A 15100-nucleotide genomic window follows, 5' to 3' on the forward strand; every position below is an offset into this window, starting at 1 on the left:
CCGTCGGCCGTGCACCGCGCAATAACGCTAAACCTGCTGACAACATAAATTGAATCCCAACTATACTGCCGCCGCTATGTGGGCGCGCATCAATGGCCATACGCCTGCGAAATGAGGCGTCAGCTGAAAACAAGATCGCTGTTGTCTTGTATTAATTCTTCTTAACGGTTGGATGACAGTGGGTCCCGGCGGAAAAGCTTTTCGACTATTCCGAAGACCTTTCGACTGCAAAACCTGAGCAAAAAGCCGCATCGCCTGAAAGTCGGCCGGGCGGGAAAGATCATCCTCAAACACTGAGATAGAGACCATCCCGTTCCGGGATGGAAGAGGCTCTAACTGGCGAGTTTTCCGCCCCGCATCGGCCGCGGTGCGCCGGTCGTGCTCGGAAAACTGATTGGCAGGCCGCGCAGCACGCGCACCGCGAGGAAGGCAAAACACTCCGCCTCGACCGCGTCGCCGCTCCAGCCGAGGCTCTCGGCCTGCATCACTTCGACGCCGGCACGGCTGGTCAGCATCGCCATCATGGTCGGGTTGTGGCGGCCGCCGCCGCTGACCACCAGTTTTTTCGGACGGCTTGGTAAGAGGTCGAGTGCCTTGCCGACGGCTCCAGCGGTAAAGGCGGTCAGCAGTGCCGCGCCATCCTCCGCATCCAGCCCTTCCGCCATGGCGGCGCCGAAGTCGAAACGGTCCAGCGATTTGGGATAGGGCTTGGTGAGATAGGGGTGCTGCAGCAGCTTGGCCAGCCGCGCCTCGTCCACCTTGCCCGCACCGCCGAGCGCGCCGTCGCGGTCCATCTCGCCGAGCCCCTTCGACTTGATGAAATCGTTCAGCGGCGCGTTGGCCGGTCCGGTGTCGAAGGCAACGACATTGTCGGCGCCATCCCACCAGGTGATGTTGGCGACGCCGCCGAGATTGAGTACGGCCACCTCGCCATTGGCGCCGGCGCCGCGCATCAACGCCGTGTGATAGACCGCGGCCAGCGGCGCGCCTTGCCCCCCGGCGCGCATGTCGGCCGAGCGGAAATCGTAAGCGACCTTGGTACCCAATATGGCATGCATCAGCTCACCATCGCCGAGTTGCCTTGTCTGGCCCAGCCGTCCAACCTGCGGCGCGCGATGCAGAACGGTCTGGCCGTGAAAACCGACGACGCCGATATCGGCCATCGTCATGCCATAGCCTTCGACCAATTCCTTGACGGCTGCTGACTGGGCACGCGTCAGGGCTTCCTCCGCGGTGTGGAAGATCGCCGGCTCCGGCCCGACAAAGTTCCACGCCCGCGCCTCCGTCAACGTCTCTTCCAGCAGGGAGCGGATCGACGGAGGATAGGGCATCAGCCGGTAGGTGCCGAAATCCTCGATACGTTCGCCGTCGGTCTTGATCAGCGCGACGTCGATGTTGCCGTCCAGCACCGTGCCGGTCATCAGGCCGACGGCCCAGATTGGTTCCATAATCGTTTCCTTGTTGAGCATAATCTTTCCGAAACCGTTTCCCACTTTTCGGGACCATGCTCCAGTCCCCATTGATGAGATCGCCGACAGCTCTACGAAGCCTAACGATTCTACGGTCAAAATGTTGGTCGGATGAATCCGGTTGGCGGGTAAGGTCCAAGACTTGCCCTTTCGAAATGGCGGTCTCGGTGCTGAAAGCCGAGCGGCTTTCGTAGCGCCACAGGCGATGTTGGACCGCGCAACGTCGGTTCTGCAGCCCGTCTGGTTCAACAGCCACCGAGATGCCACATCTTGCCTGTCAGCCCCGAAGGCGCGACCTTGTCTGATCTGGCGAACGCTTCCGCCGAAATCCGCAAGGGAGAGAAAATCATGACCTCATCCGATGTGGCCGTTATTGCAGGCGCGGGCGCTGGTCTGAGCGCCTCGCTTGCGCGCCTTCTCACCCGCGAAGGCTTTCGCGTGGTTCTGGCCGCCCGCAACGTCGAGAAGCTCAGCGCTCTGATCGACGAAACCGGTGCTCTGGCCGTTGAGACGGATGTCGCCGACGCTGCGTCCGTCGCCAGGCTGTTCGACACCGCCGACAAGGCCGGCACGCTGGCGCTCGTGGTGTTCAACGCCAGCGCACGCACCCGCGGCCCGATCGCCGAGCTCGATGCGGAAGCGGTCAAACAGGCATTGCTGGTCGGCGCCTATGGCGGCTTCCTGGTCGGCCAGCAGGCGGCGCGCCGGCTGCTTGTCCGGGGATCCGGTTCGATCCTGTTCACCGGCGCCACTGCCAGTGTGAAGGGCTTTCCCGGCTCGGCCGGCTTTGCCATGCCGAAATTCGGCCTGCGCGGCCTGGCGCAGTCCATGGCCCGCGAACTCGCCCCGCAGAACATCCACGTCGTCCATTTCATTATCGACGGCCAGATCGCGCCGCCCGGACAGGCAGCCGATCCCGACCTACAGGACCGCCGCCTGTCGCCGGATGCCATCGCCGAGGCCTATCTCACAACCCATCGCCAGCATCGCAGCGCCTGGAGCTCGGAGCTTGAGTTACGGCCTTGGGTCGAGACGTTTTGACAATCCAGACGATCGCCCGGCGGGAAGCAACGCGATCCTTCCGCTCTTCCTAATATATTAGGCAGTGCTGATATTTTGTGGCGCTAAGCTGCTTGTCCAATACATAAAAAGGCTCAGTGTAATATATACGTTTGTTTAACGCGGGTTGTGCATGTTGCAGCTTTCCCGGGTTAATTGAGAACGCGCATGTCGGTTACACGTCGTACACTGCTTGCGGCCGGGAGCGGCGGGTTGCTGATCTCGCAAGCCCGCGCAGCCAGCACTCCGGGACAGCAGGCGGAGAACGCCCCTCAACCTATCGCGAGCGGCGATGCATTGCGCATCGCAATGCCGGCCTTCGCTTCCAATCCGTTCTTTCCGTCCGACGGATCGGGGGACGATGGCATAGACATGGAGTTGGCCCACGGCATCGCCGCGGCGCTTGGCGTCGAGCCGGTGTTCGACCGATCCGCCGCAACGTTCGACGATATCGTCAGACAGGTCAGTTCCGGACAGGCCGACATGGCGATTGGCAAGCTTAGCCGGACGCTTCAGCGCGGCCGGTCGATCATATATTCCCGCCCCTACGCCATGCTGCGACAAGGGCTGATCGCCAACCGCCTCAACCTGGCGCGTATCGCGCAAGGCAAGCCGCCCGAACAGATCGTCCGTGATTTCTCAGGCGATCTTGGCGTGATCGAGGGCTCTTCATTCGCCGCCTATGCGGCCACGACCTTCCCGCATGCGCAAATCCACCGCCTGGCAAGCTGGGACCTGATCATCGATGCGATCCGAAACGGGACGATCGACATGGCCTATCGCGATGATTTCGAGATCAAGAAGCTGATGGTCGACGATCCGTCGATGACGGTTGTCGCGCGCTCGATCACGCTGACCGACAAGGTCGATACGATCGCAGTCGGCGTGCGGCCCGACAATCCGCACCTCGCGGCCTTTGTCGATCTCTATCTCGATCTCGCGCGGGGTCAGCTGATTCTCAACACGGATGAGATCATCGCCCGCTATCGCCTGGGGAGCAAAGCCTGACGATGGCCATCTCCGACGCAGCCGGACCCCTGCCTTTCGACTGGCGCCTCGCGGCAAGTCGTATCCTGCGATCTCCGGTGACGACGATTGCGATGATTGCTGCAGGGATACTGTGCGGCCTCTACTATCCAGACTTTGCCCATGCGATCAGCCCTGTCGCACAGCTCTACCTGAATTTCCTCAAGATGGTCGTCCTGCCCTATTTGGTCTCGTCGGTCATCTTCTCCATCACGGCGATGGTCCAGGACCCGAAATCGGTCCGCTACCTCGGCAAGGTGGGTATGGCCGTTCTGGTCGTGTCGTTCCTGAGCGTGCTGGTGAGCGGCACCTTGTCGTTGATCCTGCAGCCGGGCCAGATCGAAAACCCCCAGTCGCGCATCGAGCTTGGCGAGTTCATCAATTCGCAAGGCAGCGTGTCCACCGATCTCGCCTTCCCGTTCCAGCCGCCGCCCTCCAATGGCGATCCCAATGGCGGGCACTCGATCCTGCTCGACCTGGTGCCGAACAACGTCTTCAACGCGCTTGCCTCGGGGCAGACCATCCAGGTCTTGCTGTTCTGCCTGCTTTTCGGGCTCGCGATGGGGAAGATTCCCCAGCCTTCGTCCATGAGCCTGACCCAGGCGCTCAACGCGGTCTACCGGGCCTGCACGGTGCTCACCAACTGGTTCATCTGGGGGTTGCCCTTTGCAACCTTCATCCTGATCGCGGACCAGACCGCGTCGACCGGAACCAAGCCGCTCACGCTGATGGGCGGTTACCTGCTGGTGATGGGCCTCTCCTGCCTCATATTCGTTGCCGGGGCTTTTGCCATTATCGCCATCCGGTCGCGACGAAGCTACTGGACCACGATCAAGACCTGCCAGCCCCTTCTCATGGTGGCCATCACCACACGCTCTACGGTCGCCTCGCTGCCTTGGGTCATCAACCTTTTGAGCGAGCGCCTGCGGTTCAGCCTGGTGGTGGTCGAACTGCTCGTGCCGCTGCAGGCGGCATTGCTGCGTACAGGCCCAGCGCTGCTCTACACTTCGGGTGCGCTGTTCATCGCCCAGCTTTACGGCCACCAGCTTGCAGTCTCGGACCTCGTGCTCGTCGGCATCATCTCAGCGCTTCTCGCGCTCACCACCGGCGGTATGGGCAGCCTGCTCATCCTGTCCCAGATGTCCATCGTCTGCGGCTACCTGAAGCTTCCCTTCGAGGCGGCGTTCGTCCTGTTCGTCGCGGTGGATGCAGCCGTCGACACGTTCATGACGCTGGCCAGCGTTTGCACCGTCGCGGCAAGCACGGCAATGATCGCTCCCAGCCACAGGGAGACGACGCAGCCTGAAACCGTCTCGGACCAGCTCGAAGCCGAGCCTGTCAGATGATCGACGACAGCATCCGTCCCCAGCTCGGCATTATCGGCGGTCTTGGGCCGCTTGCTTCGGCTGATTTCTACTTCAAGCTGACCCGGATGACCCAGGCGCTCAGAGACAACGAACATGTGCCTGCCGTGATCCTCAGTGTCCCGCAGCTGCCCGACAGGACCGAAGCCATCCTTGCCGGCCATGACGGGCCGCTGGCGCCTTTGAAAGCCGCGGTCGCGACGCTCAATGCGCTCGGCGTCGCCTGTATCGCGATGCCGTGCAACACCGCCCACCATTGGTACGGCCAACTGGCGGCGAATTCGCGCGCGGAAATCATCCATATCGGAGATGCTGTGGTGACGGAGACGCGTCGCAGCCTGGATCAGGGCCGGGTTGCTGTTCTCGCCACTCAAGGCACGCTGGTCTCCGGCTTCTATCAGGACAGGATGTCGGCGGCGGGATTTGAGCTCTGCCCTCCCGCGAATGCCGAGTTTCAGCAGTGTGTCGACAGCGCAATCAGCCTCGTCAAAGCGGGTTCGATCGGGGATGCGGCGGTTGAAACCGAGCGCGCGCTCGACATCGCGCAAGCGGCCGGCGCCGATGCAGCCCTGCTCGGCTGCACCGAACTGTCGGTGGTGGCCGCCAGCCTCAACGATATCAATGGATTGGTCGTCATCGACAGCAATGCGGCCTTGGCGCGAGCCTGTCTGACACGGCTGGGCTTCGGTGCCCAGAAAGCCCGCGGCCTGCCGACCGTATCGCGGCTGCCGGAACATGACCGATCGATGCGCGCCAGCTTGGCCGCACTGGCCTAGCCCTATGGATAGAACCTCATAGCATTTCGGAACCCGTCAGCCCTGGCGCGGCACGCCCTTGGCAAGCAGGTAGACGAGATACGGCCCGCCAAGCAGCGAAGCGAACAGGCCGGCGGGCAGTTCGTAGGGAAAGGCCGCCATGCGCGACAGCCAGTCCGATACGATCATCAGCAAGGCGCCCAGAAGCATCGCTCCGGCGAGATGGACGCGTGCGCGCGAAAAGCCGACCAGACGGGCAAGGTGTGGCGCGATCAGGCCGACGAAGCTCAACGGTCCGACGACCATGGCGGCCAGCGCGGTCAGCAGCGCGGCAACGACGATCAGCATCAATCGTCCGCCAGCGACCGGCACGCCCAGCCCGCGTGCGCTGTCGGACCCGAGCGGCAGGATGTCCAGCCAGCGCGCGGCGAGAAACAGCGGCAGCGTCAGCGGCAACAGACAGGCGAGTGCCAGCCCTGCATCGAGCGCCGTCGCCTGGCCGGTCGAGCCGCTCAGCCAGCGCAACAGAATGTAGGACTGTGCATTGCCCATGGCGATCGTCGCGGTGATCGCAGCGCTGCACAGCGCGCTCATGGCGATCCCGGCAAGCAGCAGCCGCTCGGCACCGAACTTTGCTCGTGCGGCAAGGGCCAGCATGGCAATCAAGGTCGCCAGTGAGCCCAAGGCTGAGCCGGCGAGCTGCCAGCCGAGACTGGCCGTGGCGCTGACCATCAGCACGGCTGTCAGGCCGGCACCGGCGCCGGTGCCGACGCCAAGCACTTCGGGGCTTGCCAGCGGGTTGCCGGTGACCCGCTGGATGACGACGCCGGCGGCCGCGAGCATGGCGCCGGCGGCGGCCGCCACGCCGATCCGCGGCGCACGCCACGCGGCGAGATCGGTTAACAGGTCTCCCCCAGCAATAGACCAGCCGTCCGGGCCGCGCCCGACGACAAGCGCCACGATGGCAGCGACAAGCGCCAGCCCAAACAGAAGCAGGATGATGAGCCGGGGCCGGCTGGCCTTGCGCGGTGCTGCCCCCTTGGAGCCGAGATGCGGCCATTCGAGAAGGCGCAGCCGCGGCAACAGCCACAGCAGCAGCGGACCGCCGAGCAGGGCGGTGCCGGCGCCGGTCGGAATGCGTTCGCCACCGGAACCGGCGGCCAGCTGTACCAGCCCGTCCGTCAGCCACAGCAGCACGGCGCCGATCAGCGGCGCGGTGATCAGTTTTTGGCGCAGTGTGCGGGCGCCCGAAAGCGTGGCCAGCGCCGGCGCTGCAAGACCGACGAACCCGATGACGCCAACCTCTGCCGCGACTGACGTCGCCATCCACACGGCAAGCGCGATGATGAGAAAGCGGCTTGAGTGACGGGCGACGCCCAGGCCGCGTGCCGAGGCATCGTCGAGACCAAGAATGGTCAGCGGCCGCAGCAGCATCAATGCGGCAACCGCGCCGGCCACCAGCCTGACCGTCAGCGCGATGGTCGGCTCCCAGTCCTGCTGGACCAGCGATCCGCCGCCCCAGATGAACAGCGAAAACAGGTAATCGCCATTGGCGAGGATCAGTGCTGCGCTGACGGAACTGGCGGTCAGCGCCACCATCATCCCGGCGAGCATGACCGACACCGGCTCCAGCCCGCGCCGCCAGGTCAATGCCAGCACCAGCAGCACCGCGGCGATGCCACCGGCGAAGGCGACCAGGCCCTGCGACCGCTCCATCAGCAGCGGTGCGTAAAGCGAGGCGATCGTCATCGCCAGTTGCGCGCCGGCCGAGATGCCAAGCGTCGACGGTTCGGCCAGCGGGTTGCGCAGCACATGCTGCAACAGCAGGCCGGACAGGCCGAGCACGGCGCCCGCCAGCACCGCCACCGCGCCGCGCGGCAGCGTGCTGTAGACCAGGATGACGCGGTCGAGACCGATGCCGCCCGGCAGTGGAGCCGGCCATTGCATGCTGACCCGCCATGCGAACAGGAGCGCTGCGACAGCCGCGAGGAGGCCCCACAGGGCGATTGGCAACAGCGCGGCAATCGTCGCGGCGCGATCGCTTTTAGTGCGCTCAGCCATGGGCCTGCCCGGCAACAGCTGCCGTCGCCAGGCGCGCGAAGCGACGCGCCGACGGCAGGCAGCCAAAGTGGTTGACCGGCTCCAGGACGGCAACGCGGTTCTGGCGCACCGCCGGCAGAGCGTTCCACAAGGCATTTGTCGGAAGCGAACGCCCGACATCCGCCGGCAGTGGCGAAACGATCAGGATCGACGCCTCGGGCACGCGCGCCAGCGCCTCCAGTCCGACGGGTGCCGCCGCGCTGTAGCTCGTCTCGTCGGTCCATGCATTGATCAGGCCGAGACGCGTCAGCACATCGCCGAACATGGAATCGCTACCGAAGGCGCGAAAATGCCTGCTATCACCGAGACTGATGACGAAGACCGGATGCCCGGAAGCGCGCGGCAAGGTGGCGCGCAATCGTGCGATTTCATCGGCGGTCTCGTCGGTATAGCGCTTCGCCTCGGCCTGCTGTCCCAGCCTTTCGCCAAGCGCCAGCGTCGCCGCCTCGGCGAGCATATAGGGCGGTACCCCGGCCTCGTACACCGCTTGCGCAAACACCGGTGCGATGCGCTCCAGCATCGGGCGCTGGTATTCATAGAAATTGGAGATCACGATGACATCAGGCGCGACGATGCGCAGCAGTTCGTAGTTGGGTGCGCCGCGCAGGCCGAGGTCGGTCACCGATTGGGGCACTCTCGGCTCGACCGCGATCTTGCGAAACTGGATCAGTTCGGTCGCCGCCACCGGCTCGATGCCGAGTGCCAGCAACGTCTCCAGCATGCCCCAGTCGATCGCTGCAACGCGTGGTGTAGCAGCCCTGGCGGCGACCGGTGGCAGCAATGCCGCGGCCGCCAGCGCAAGCACCTGCCTTCTGTTGGGCAGATGGATCATCACTGGCTTGTTTGGCAAGCTGTAACCAAGTCGACTACCAAGTCGTATGCGCCTTCAGCTTGAACGAGCGGCCTTCGCCATAGGAACAGGTCAGCGTCGTCTGGCAGCTCGACACATAGGTCTTGTCGAAGAGGTTGGTGATGTTGAGATCGATCCCCCAATTCTCCTTCTCGTAGCCGAGTTTCAGATCGGCCAGCGTGACCGCCGGCACTTTGGCCGTGTTCTCATTGTCGGCCCACGAAGAGCCAACATAACGCAGGCCGCCGCCGATCGAGATGCCGTCATACCAGTCGCCGCGGAACGTATAGTCGACCGAGGCGGAAGCCATGACTTCGGGCACGATGAAGGGCGTTTTGCCGATCACCGAGATACCGGTATCGTCCTTGAATGCGTCCACGTCCTTGAGGATCTTGATGTCGTAGGCGGTGAATGCGCCCGTCACCCGGAACTCCTCGGTGATGTTGACCTTGCCTTCGAGTTCGATGCCCCGCGAGCGTACTTCGCCGGTCTGGATCTGCGCGAATGCGTCAACGTTCGAAGCCACATTTTGACGGGTGAGGTCGAAGAGCGACACGGTGAACAGGCCGTCGATGAAGGTCGGCACATATTTGACCCCAACCTCGTATTGCTGGCCTGTCTCCGGCTTGAACAAGCCGCCGGTCGCAGTCGTGCCGATGATTGGGTTGAAGAAGGTGGCAAAACTGACATAGGGGGTGACGCCGTTGTCGAATTCATAGGCCAGCCCAGCTCGCCCGGAGAAGTCGCCGACGGTCTGGCTCAAATCAATGACCGGGAGATTGAATTTCTCCGTGTAATAGGTCGGGCGATTGTCGGCATCGAGCCAGCCGCGATCATATCGCCCATTCAGCGTCACCAGCCAGCCATCCCCGAAACGCAATTGGTCTTGCGCATAGAAACCGAGCTGCTTCTGCGTCAGGTCCTGGTTCAGATAGCTGACGCGGGGCGTCAGCGGCGAACCGTAGACGGGGTCGAACGCGTCGATTGGCGGAGTAAGCCCAAATTCCGCCGACGACTGCACCTGGTCGATGTTGTAATATTTGTAGTCGATGCCGGCCAGCAGCGTGTGTTCGACTGGCCCGGTCTCCACCTTGCCCTCGATCTGCAGGTCCGACAGGAATGTCATCGCGTCGGTATCATGGTCGAAATTGATGCGATCCAGCGCAGTGGGGCTCGCTGCAGGATTCGTATCTCGGGACCAGCCGTTGGGATAGACGCTGACTTCGTTGATGGAAGCGGCACTAAATCGAGTGTTGGAGCGCACCGTCCAGTCATTGTCGAATGTGTGTTCGAACTCGTAGCCTATCGAGCCCTGTTCCCGCTTGTAGAGATCGACGCTCGGCTCGGTGAAATTCGCATCCGGGTCGATGCGGCCATAATTCACGCCGTCCACAATGTGGTCCGTCACCGTCCCGCTATAGGGCAGGAAGCTGCCGCCATTGTGGTTTTCGTCGATGTGGCTGTAATTGGCCAGGATGGTCAGCGTGGTTGCTTCGTCCGGCTTCCACGTAATACTTGGCGAGATGAAGCCGCGCCAGCCATTTTGCAGGTCGCTGTAGGTATCGCCGCCGGCGACCTTGCCCGTCATCCGGTAGCTGACCGCGCCATCCTTGGCCACGTCGCCAATGTCGAAGCCGAGATAGACATTGCCTGCGTCGTTGACGCCGGTCTCGACATAGCGCGTGCGTTCGAAGTCCGGCCGCTTGCTGACATAGTTGACCAGGCCACCGGGATTACTGCCGCCGTAGAGTACGGAGGCCGGTCCCTTCAGCACCTCGATGCGCTCCAACCCGAAGCTGTCGACATAAAAGCCGCCGAAGCCGTAGCTGAACAGCTGCAGCCCATCCATGTAGGTGCCGGTGGCCGTCGCCTGGAAACCGCGGATGTACAGCCAGTTGGTGTCGCTGTCGGGGCCGAAGGGCTGCGCGAAGACGCCGGCCGTATAGCGCAAGGCCTCATCAGCCTTCTGCGCGCCCTGATCGTCGATTTCTTGACGGCCGACCACCGACACGGATTGCGGGATGTCCTTGATGTCGGTCGCCGTCTTGGAGCCGGTCCTGCTTTTTTTGGCGACGACGCCTTTAACCGGTCCGGTCGCGCCGTCGCCGGCCTCGCCCTCGACCACCACCGGTTCAAGCTGGGTGCTGGTTTGCACCGACTGCGCGAACGCGGCCATTGGCGGGATCATCGCGGCTGCGGCGACGCTGGCCGCCAGAAGCGCCTTCATCCGGTAAGTTCTGCTCATCAGGAAAGTCCCCGCCTGTCGACATTGAGATACTTGATCATTTATCTCAACTTATCTGCGGGTCATTGGACGGAATTGGGCAGTTTGTCCATTCTTGTCCAAACGAGGGACATCACGGTGTGATGTTGCGGAAATGTCACTGGCGACTGGTGCTCCTCATCCAGGCGCCGGGCGTCAATCCGACAATCGACTTGAACACACGCGTCAGATGCGCCTGGTCGAAAAAACCCGTTGCCTCGGCGATGTCGCCAAGTGAAGCGGCGTCGCGCGCCATCATCGCCTTGGCCCTGTCGACCCGCGCTTGCATCTGCCAACGATGCGGCGGCACGCCCGTCGCCGCCTTGAAGGCATGACTCATCGCGGTTTCGGACAGGCCGGTCAGCGCGGCGAGATCGGCAAGCCGGATCCTGTCCAGGCAATGCGCGTCGATGTAGTCGGTGACGAGGCGCAGCTTGCGGCGCGACAGCGGCGACCGTCGCCTGGCGGTATCAGGCTGGTCTATCTGGAACAGGCTTGCGAACAAGGCATTGAGCAAGCCCTCGCCATAGAGATCATGCAGAGGCCGGTCGTTGCCGCATTCGGCGGCAATCATGCCGGCAAGCATGGCGATCCGGTCGTCGCGAAACTGGAAGCGCGACATCCGCAAGGCCTCGTGGTCAAGGCTGCGGCCGAAGCGGCGCGTCAGCGCTGCGGCGTCGAAATGCAGGTCGAGATGCCGGATCCGCCGTAGCCCCTCGACCCGGCCGCGGATCGGCACGCCGGCCGGTATGTAGGCCATGGAAAAAGCTTGGTCGTGGCGGCGCAATTCGCCCTTGGCGCCTTCGACGAAGAAAGCGCCGTCGCCATCCACATCGAGCGCGACGAACAGCCGGGGGTCGGGAGAGACGTAATAGCCTTCGGCCTTGTCACCGCATGAGACATCCCAGAGGTCGGCGACCACGCCGTCCCAGACATGCCATTTCAGATCGCCAATGACTGAAAAGCCCTCAATCCGGCTTTCCATGCGCGCAACGAAGGTCAAGTCCTGTGATCCCAACCATAACATGATAAAAACTATCATGTTTATGCCCGGTTAGCGACCCCACCGCAAGTGCTTTGCGGCTGCTCGAAAATCGGCCGGAACCAATACCGCTGGGGCCGTCAGGCCTCAAACACTTTCGAGGTATGTCTCGATTTCGAAATCGCTGACATTGAGCGCGAACGTGTTCAATTCCTGGCGTTTGCAGGCAACGAAGGAGTCGCGCAGGATGGCTGGAAAAATCTCCGCCACATGCGTCCCGCTCTCGAAGGCGGCGATCGCGGATGCCCAGTCCGGCGGCAGCTTTGCCGGCGGGAGTCCCTGGCCGTCGGTGCCGATCGGATCGCCTGGCGATATTTGTCTTTCAATGCCCGTCAGTGCGGCGCCCAATATGGCCGCTAGCACCAGATAGGGATTGGCGTCGGCTCCCGAAACGCGATGCTCGATGCGGCGCGCACCGGTTGGCCCGCCGGGAATGCGGATCGCCACCATACGGTTCTCATAACCCCAGGCGACTGCGGTCGGCGCATAGGATCTCGGGCGCAGCCTGCGGTAGGAGTTGAAGTGCGGCGCGAACACCAGCGTGCTTTCGGCCATTGCCGCAAGCAGGCCGCCGACCGCATGGCGCATGGTCTCAGAACCCTGGTCGGTGCCGTCATCGAAGACGTTGCGCCCTTCGCCGTCGATCAGGCTGAAATGAACGTGAAAGCCGTTGCCTGCGCGGTCGCCATAGGGCTTGGCCATGAAGCAGGCGGCAAAGCCGTGCTTGCGGGCAATGCCCTTCACCGTGCGCTTGAACAGCACCGCATCGTCAGCCGCCCGCAAGGCGTCCGCGACATGGTTCAGATTGATTTCGAACTGACCGACGCCGTTTTCGGCGATGGCCGTGTCGACGGGAATGCCTTGCGTCCGGCAGGCCTCGTAGACGTCATGGATGAAGGATTCGAAGTCGTCGATCTCGTCGATCGACAGCGCCGCGTCGGAATCGAGACGGCGTCCGGTCACCGGCGAGACCGGTCCGACCGGCCGTTGCGATTGCGGATCGACGAGGTAGAATTCGAGTTCCGTTGCCGCGACCGGGGTCAGGCCCAAGGCCTTGTAGCGATCGAGGATGCGGGCCAGCGCCCGTCGCGGGTCGCCGAGATAGGGCGCGCCGCTTTCGTCGGCCAGCCAGAGCGGGACAAGCGCCGTCGGATGCGCCGTCCAGGCCACCGGCAGAATGCCGCGCCCCGTCCACTGGCACAGTCCGTCGGCATCGCCGGTCGAGAATACCAGTGTGTTGCCTTCGATGTCCTCGCCCCAGACATCGAGCCCGATCAGCGAAAAAGGCATGCGCAGCTTGCCTTCCAGCGCCTTTCTTGCCTGCTCGACGGGAATGCGCTTGCCGCGCATGATGCCGTTGAGGTCGCACACCGCGGCTCTCAGGCTCTGGATGTCGGTCCTGCTATCAAGCCAGTTCAAAACGTCCGCAATTGCATCGCTCAATTTATGACCTCTGGTTTTCGAAGGTGCCGCAACCTGACCGGCTGCACTGTCCCTGATAAAAATAGCTTGTGAGTTTTAGGAAAACAAACTTGGCTGTCGCCAAGCGCTTTTCCTTATTTTTTCAAGTCACTAGCTGGGATGTCGGGAGGCATTTCAAAACCAATTGCGCGATCTGCGATCGCAACATAGAGGCAAGAGGCCGGAAAGCCAAGTGGCATTCAAACTGTGGGTCAGTTTGAAATTCAACCTTCAAACAATCCCCTCGGAGTGTCATATTGTTGGCATGGGGCCGCTGACAGGCTGGGGTCAGAGCGGGCGAGGTGTGGCGATTGTGACTGATAACCACCCGAAGCGCCCGCGCCGCCAAGGCGAAAGCAGGAATGATGAAGAACGGCGTTCTATTATCCGCTCACTGGTTGAGCTAGATCGGCCGGTTGCAGAGCTTGAAAAGCTTTTGGCGCCGCTTCCCTGGGACTATCCAACTGCGCTGGTCACGCTGACCTACGATCACATTCGAAGCGTTCTCTTGCGCTTTTTAGCCGGGAACCTCGAGGCGAAGGACGTCGAGGAATGGGCCGATCTTGTTGAAATGCGAGATGATATCGAGTTCGCAGAAGACCGGACGAAAGAGGTAGTCCATATGCTGTCCACGCCGCAAATCCACTTTCCTATCGACGGCCAGCTTGCGCGGCTTCTGCTATCGCCAATTTCGCACTGACCGACTACCGGCATTCGACGTTCTGGGTTCGCCACCGAGACAACATGGCTGGGCCTTCGGTCGAACAATTATCGCCCGGCGATTCTAGCTTCTCATCTTCGAAAATCTCGCCTGCTGCAGGATGTGCGAGGCGCCTTCGTCGATGTCGCGCACGATGGCGGCGCGGGCGCGCTCGCCATCTTGAGACTCGATCGCCGCTACGACTTCCTCGTGAAAGTCAATGTCGAGAATGGAGGCGAGGTCATCCTCGAACCCCGCGGCGAGATTCCTGAGAAACGGGCCGACCTGCATCCATACGGTCTCGATCAGGAAGATCATCTGCTCGTTGCCGCAATGGCGATAGATCGAGAATTTGAAGTCGTGGTTCTTGCGCAGATAATGGTCGATATCGCCCTTGCGGGCCGCCAATGTCAGTTCGGTGGCGTGGCGTCGGATCGTGCGCAGATTGTTGCCGTTGATGCGTGTTGTCGCCAGCTCGGTCGCCGAGCCTTCGAGGATAGTCCGCACCGCGGTCAATTGCGAAAACCGGTCGGCCGATATTGCCGGCACTTCGACGCTGCCGTTCGGCATTGGGCTGAGCGCCTGCAGCGCTTGCAGCCGCATGAAGGCGCTGCGCACCGGCATGTCGCTGGTGCCGAGTTCCCTTGCGAGTTTTCGCGATGTCAGCTTCTGGCCCGGCGTGAACTGGCCGGACATCAGCGCCCGCACAAGCTCAAGATAGACTTTTTCATGCAAGGGAACGGTGTCGACGGCGGTCAACCCGAATTGTGTTTTGTCAGCCATCGGCGGGGCGCTGCTTCATCGGTTCAGAAATCTGTGCGGCCGGCTGGTTTCGCCGCTGGGGATTCTGCGTGGCCGAGCCCGGCGAGAACGCCGAAGTCAGCGACTTATCAAGCACATGATAGACGCTTCGATCGTTGCGCGGCAAGCGACGCGTCGCGCCAAGGCTCACGGCTTGATTGTCAGGCACACGGCGTCTCTGCCACGCTGTGCAAAACGGTCATCACAAAT

At 62.5% G+C, this 15100-nt stretch carries 12 protein-coding genes; 5 read left to right on the forward strand and 7 right to left on the reverse strand.

Annotated elements, in window-relative coordinates:
- Positions 1 to 332 precede the first annotated feature (332 nt).
- Complete coding sequence (locus AC0L3E_RS16750; protein ID WP_473605201.1) at positions 333 to 1448, reverse strand: anhydro-N-acetylmuramic acid kinase; 1116 nt, start codon at positions 1446 to 1448, stop codon at positions 333 to 335.
- Between the two features lie 369 nt (positions 1449 to 1817).
- On the opposite strand from AC0L3E_RS16750, the gene AC0L3E_RS16755 reads away from it, so the two are divergent.
- The 4 genes from AC0L3E_RS16755 (at position 1818) to cuyB (ending at position 5694) form a co-directional block, all read left to right on the forward strand.
- Positions 1818 to 2510, forward strand: coding sequence for an SDR family NAD(P)-dependent oxidoreductase (locus AC0L3E_RS16755; RefSeq protein WP_473605202.1), 693 nt, complete (start codon positions 1818 to 1820; stop codon positions 2508 to 2510).
- 186 nt (positions 2511 to 2696) lie between these two features.
- Complete coding sequence (locus tag AC0L3E_RS16760; RefSeq protein WP_473605203.1) at positions 2697 to 3536, forward strand: substrate-binding periplasmic protein; 840 nt, start codon at positions 2697 to 2699, stop codon at positions 3534 to 3536.
- 2 nt (positions 3537 to 3538) lie between these two features.
- A complete protein-coding gene (locus tag AC0L3E_RS16765; RefSeq protein ID WP_473605204.1) occupies positions 3539 to 4900 on the forward strand; it encodes a dicarboxylate/amino acid:cation symporter in 1362 nt (453 codons plus the stop codon).
- Complete coding sequence (gene cuyB / locus AC0L3E_RS16770; protein WP_473605205.1) at positions 4897 to 5694, forward strand: cysteate racemase; 798 nt, start codon at positions 4897 to 4899, stop codon at positions 5692 to 5694. Before AC0L3E_RS16765 ends, cuyB begins: the two co-directional genes overlap by 4 nt.
- 36 nt (positions 5695 to 5730) lie before the next feature.
- Here the strand turns inward: cuyB and fhuB are convergent, their stop codons facing one another.
- The 5 genes from fhuB to AC0L3E_RS16795 form a co-directional block, all read right to left on the reverse strand.
- Positions 5731 to 7734 carry a Fe(3+)-hydroxamate ABC transporter permease FhuB gene (gene fhuB / locus AC0L3E_RS16775; protein WP_473605207.1) on the reverse strand — a complete coding sequence of 668 codons (2004 nt, stop codon included), beginning with the start codon at positions 7732 to 7734 and terminating at the stop codon, positions 5731 to 5733.
- Complete coding sequence (locus AC0L3E_RS16780; protein WP_473605222.1) at positions 7727 to 8605, reverse strand: iron-siderophore ABC transporter substrate-binding protein; 879 nt, start codon at positions 8603 to 8605, stop codon at positions 7727 to 7729. The genes fhuB and AC0L3E_RS16780 overlap by 8 nt, the downstream gene beginning before the upstream one ends.
- A 34-nt stretch (positions 8606 to 8639) precedes the next feature.
- Positions 8640 to 10868 (reverse strand): TonB-dependent siderophore receptor, encoded by a 2229-nt coding sequence (locus AC0L3E_RS16785; protein WP_473605208.1) that lies wholly within the window; start codon positions 10866 to 10868, stop codon positions 8640 to 8642.
- Positions 10869 to 11004: 136 nt separating this feature from the next.
- Positions 11005 to 11889, reverse strand: coding sequence for a helix-turn-helix domain-containing protein (locus AC0L3E_RS16790; protein WP_164761829.1), 885 nt, complete (start codon positions 11887 to 11889; stop codon positions 11005 to 11007).
- Positions 11890 to 12015: 126 nt separating this feature from the next.
- Entirely contained in the window at positions 12016 to 13371 is a 1356-nt protein-coding gene (locus AC0L3E_RS16795) for a glutamine synthetase family protein (RefSeq protein WP_127268594.1), read from the reverse strand.
- A 211-nt stretch (positions 13372 to 13582) separates the two neighbouring features.
- On the opposite strand from AC0L3E_RS16795, the gene AC0L3E_RS16800 reads away from it, so the two are divergent.
- The gene (locus tag AC0L3E_RS16800) at positions 13583 to 14089 is read left to right on the forward strand and encodes a hypothetical protein (RefSeq protein WP_473605209.1); all 507 of its coding nucleotides are present in this window, start codon (positions 13583 to 13585) and stop codon (positions 14087 to 14089) included.
- An 84-nt stretch (positions 14090 to 14173) separates the two neighbouring features.
- On the opposite strand, the gene AC0L3E_RS16805 is transcribed toward AC0L3E_RS16800, so the two are convergent.
- On the reverse strand, positions 14174 to 14872 hold the full coding sequence (locus AC0L3E_RS16805; protein WP_473605210.1) for a GntR family transcriptional regulator: 699 nt from the start codon (positions 14870 to 14872) through the stop codon (positions 14174 to 14176).
- Positions 14873 to 15100 lie beyond the last annotated feature (228 nt).

The organism is Mesorhizobium sp. WSM4822, from assembly GCF_055811155.1.

Coding starts and splice junctions, on each gene's coding strand:
- AC0L3E_RS16780 (WP_473605222.1), bottom strand. CDS start 8,605: ATGATCCATCTGCCCAACAGAAGGCAGGTGCTTGCGCTGGCGGCCGCG.
- cuyB (WP_473605205.1), top strand. CDS start 4,897: ATGATCGACGACAGCATCCGTCCCCAGCTCGGCATTATCGGCGGTCTT.
- AC0L3E_RS16765 (WP_473605204.1), top strand. CDS start 3,539: ATGGCCATCTCCGACGCAGCCGGACCCCTGCCTTTCGACTGGCGCCTC.
- AC0L3E_RS16755 (WP_473605202.1), top strand. CDS start 1,818: ATGACCTCATCCGATGTGGCCGTTATTGCAGGCGCGGGCGCTGGTCTG.
- AC0L3E_RS16760 (WP_473605203.1), top strand. CDS start 2,697: ATGTCGGTTACACGTCGTACACTGCTTGCGGCCGGGAGCGGCGGGTTG.
- AC0L3E_RS16750 (WP_473605201.1), bottom strand. CDS start 1,448: ATGGAACCAATCTGGGCCGTCGGCCTGATGACCGGCACGGTGCTGGAC.
- fhuB (WP_473605207.1), bottom strand. CDS start 7,734: ATGGCTGAGCGCACTAAAAGCGATCGCGCCGCGACGATTGCCGCGCTG.
- AC0L3E_RS16805 (WP_473605210.1), bottom strand. CDS start 14,872: ATGGCTGACAAAACACAATTCGGGTTGACCGCCGTCGACACCGTTCCC.
- AC0L3E_RS16785 (WP_473605208.1), bottom strand. CDS start 10,868: ATGAGCAGAACTTACCGGATGAAGGCGCTTCTGGCGGCCAGCGTCGCC.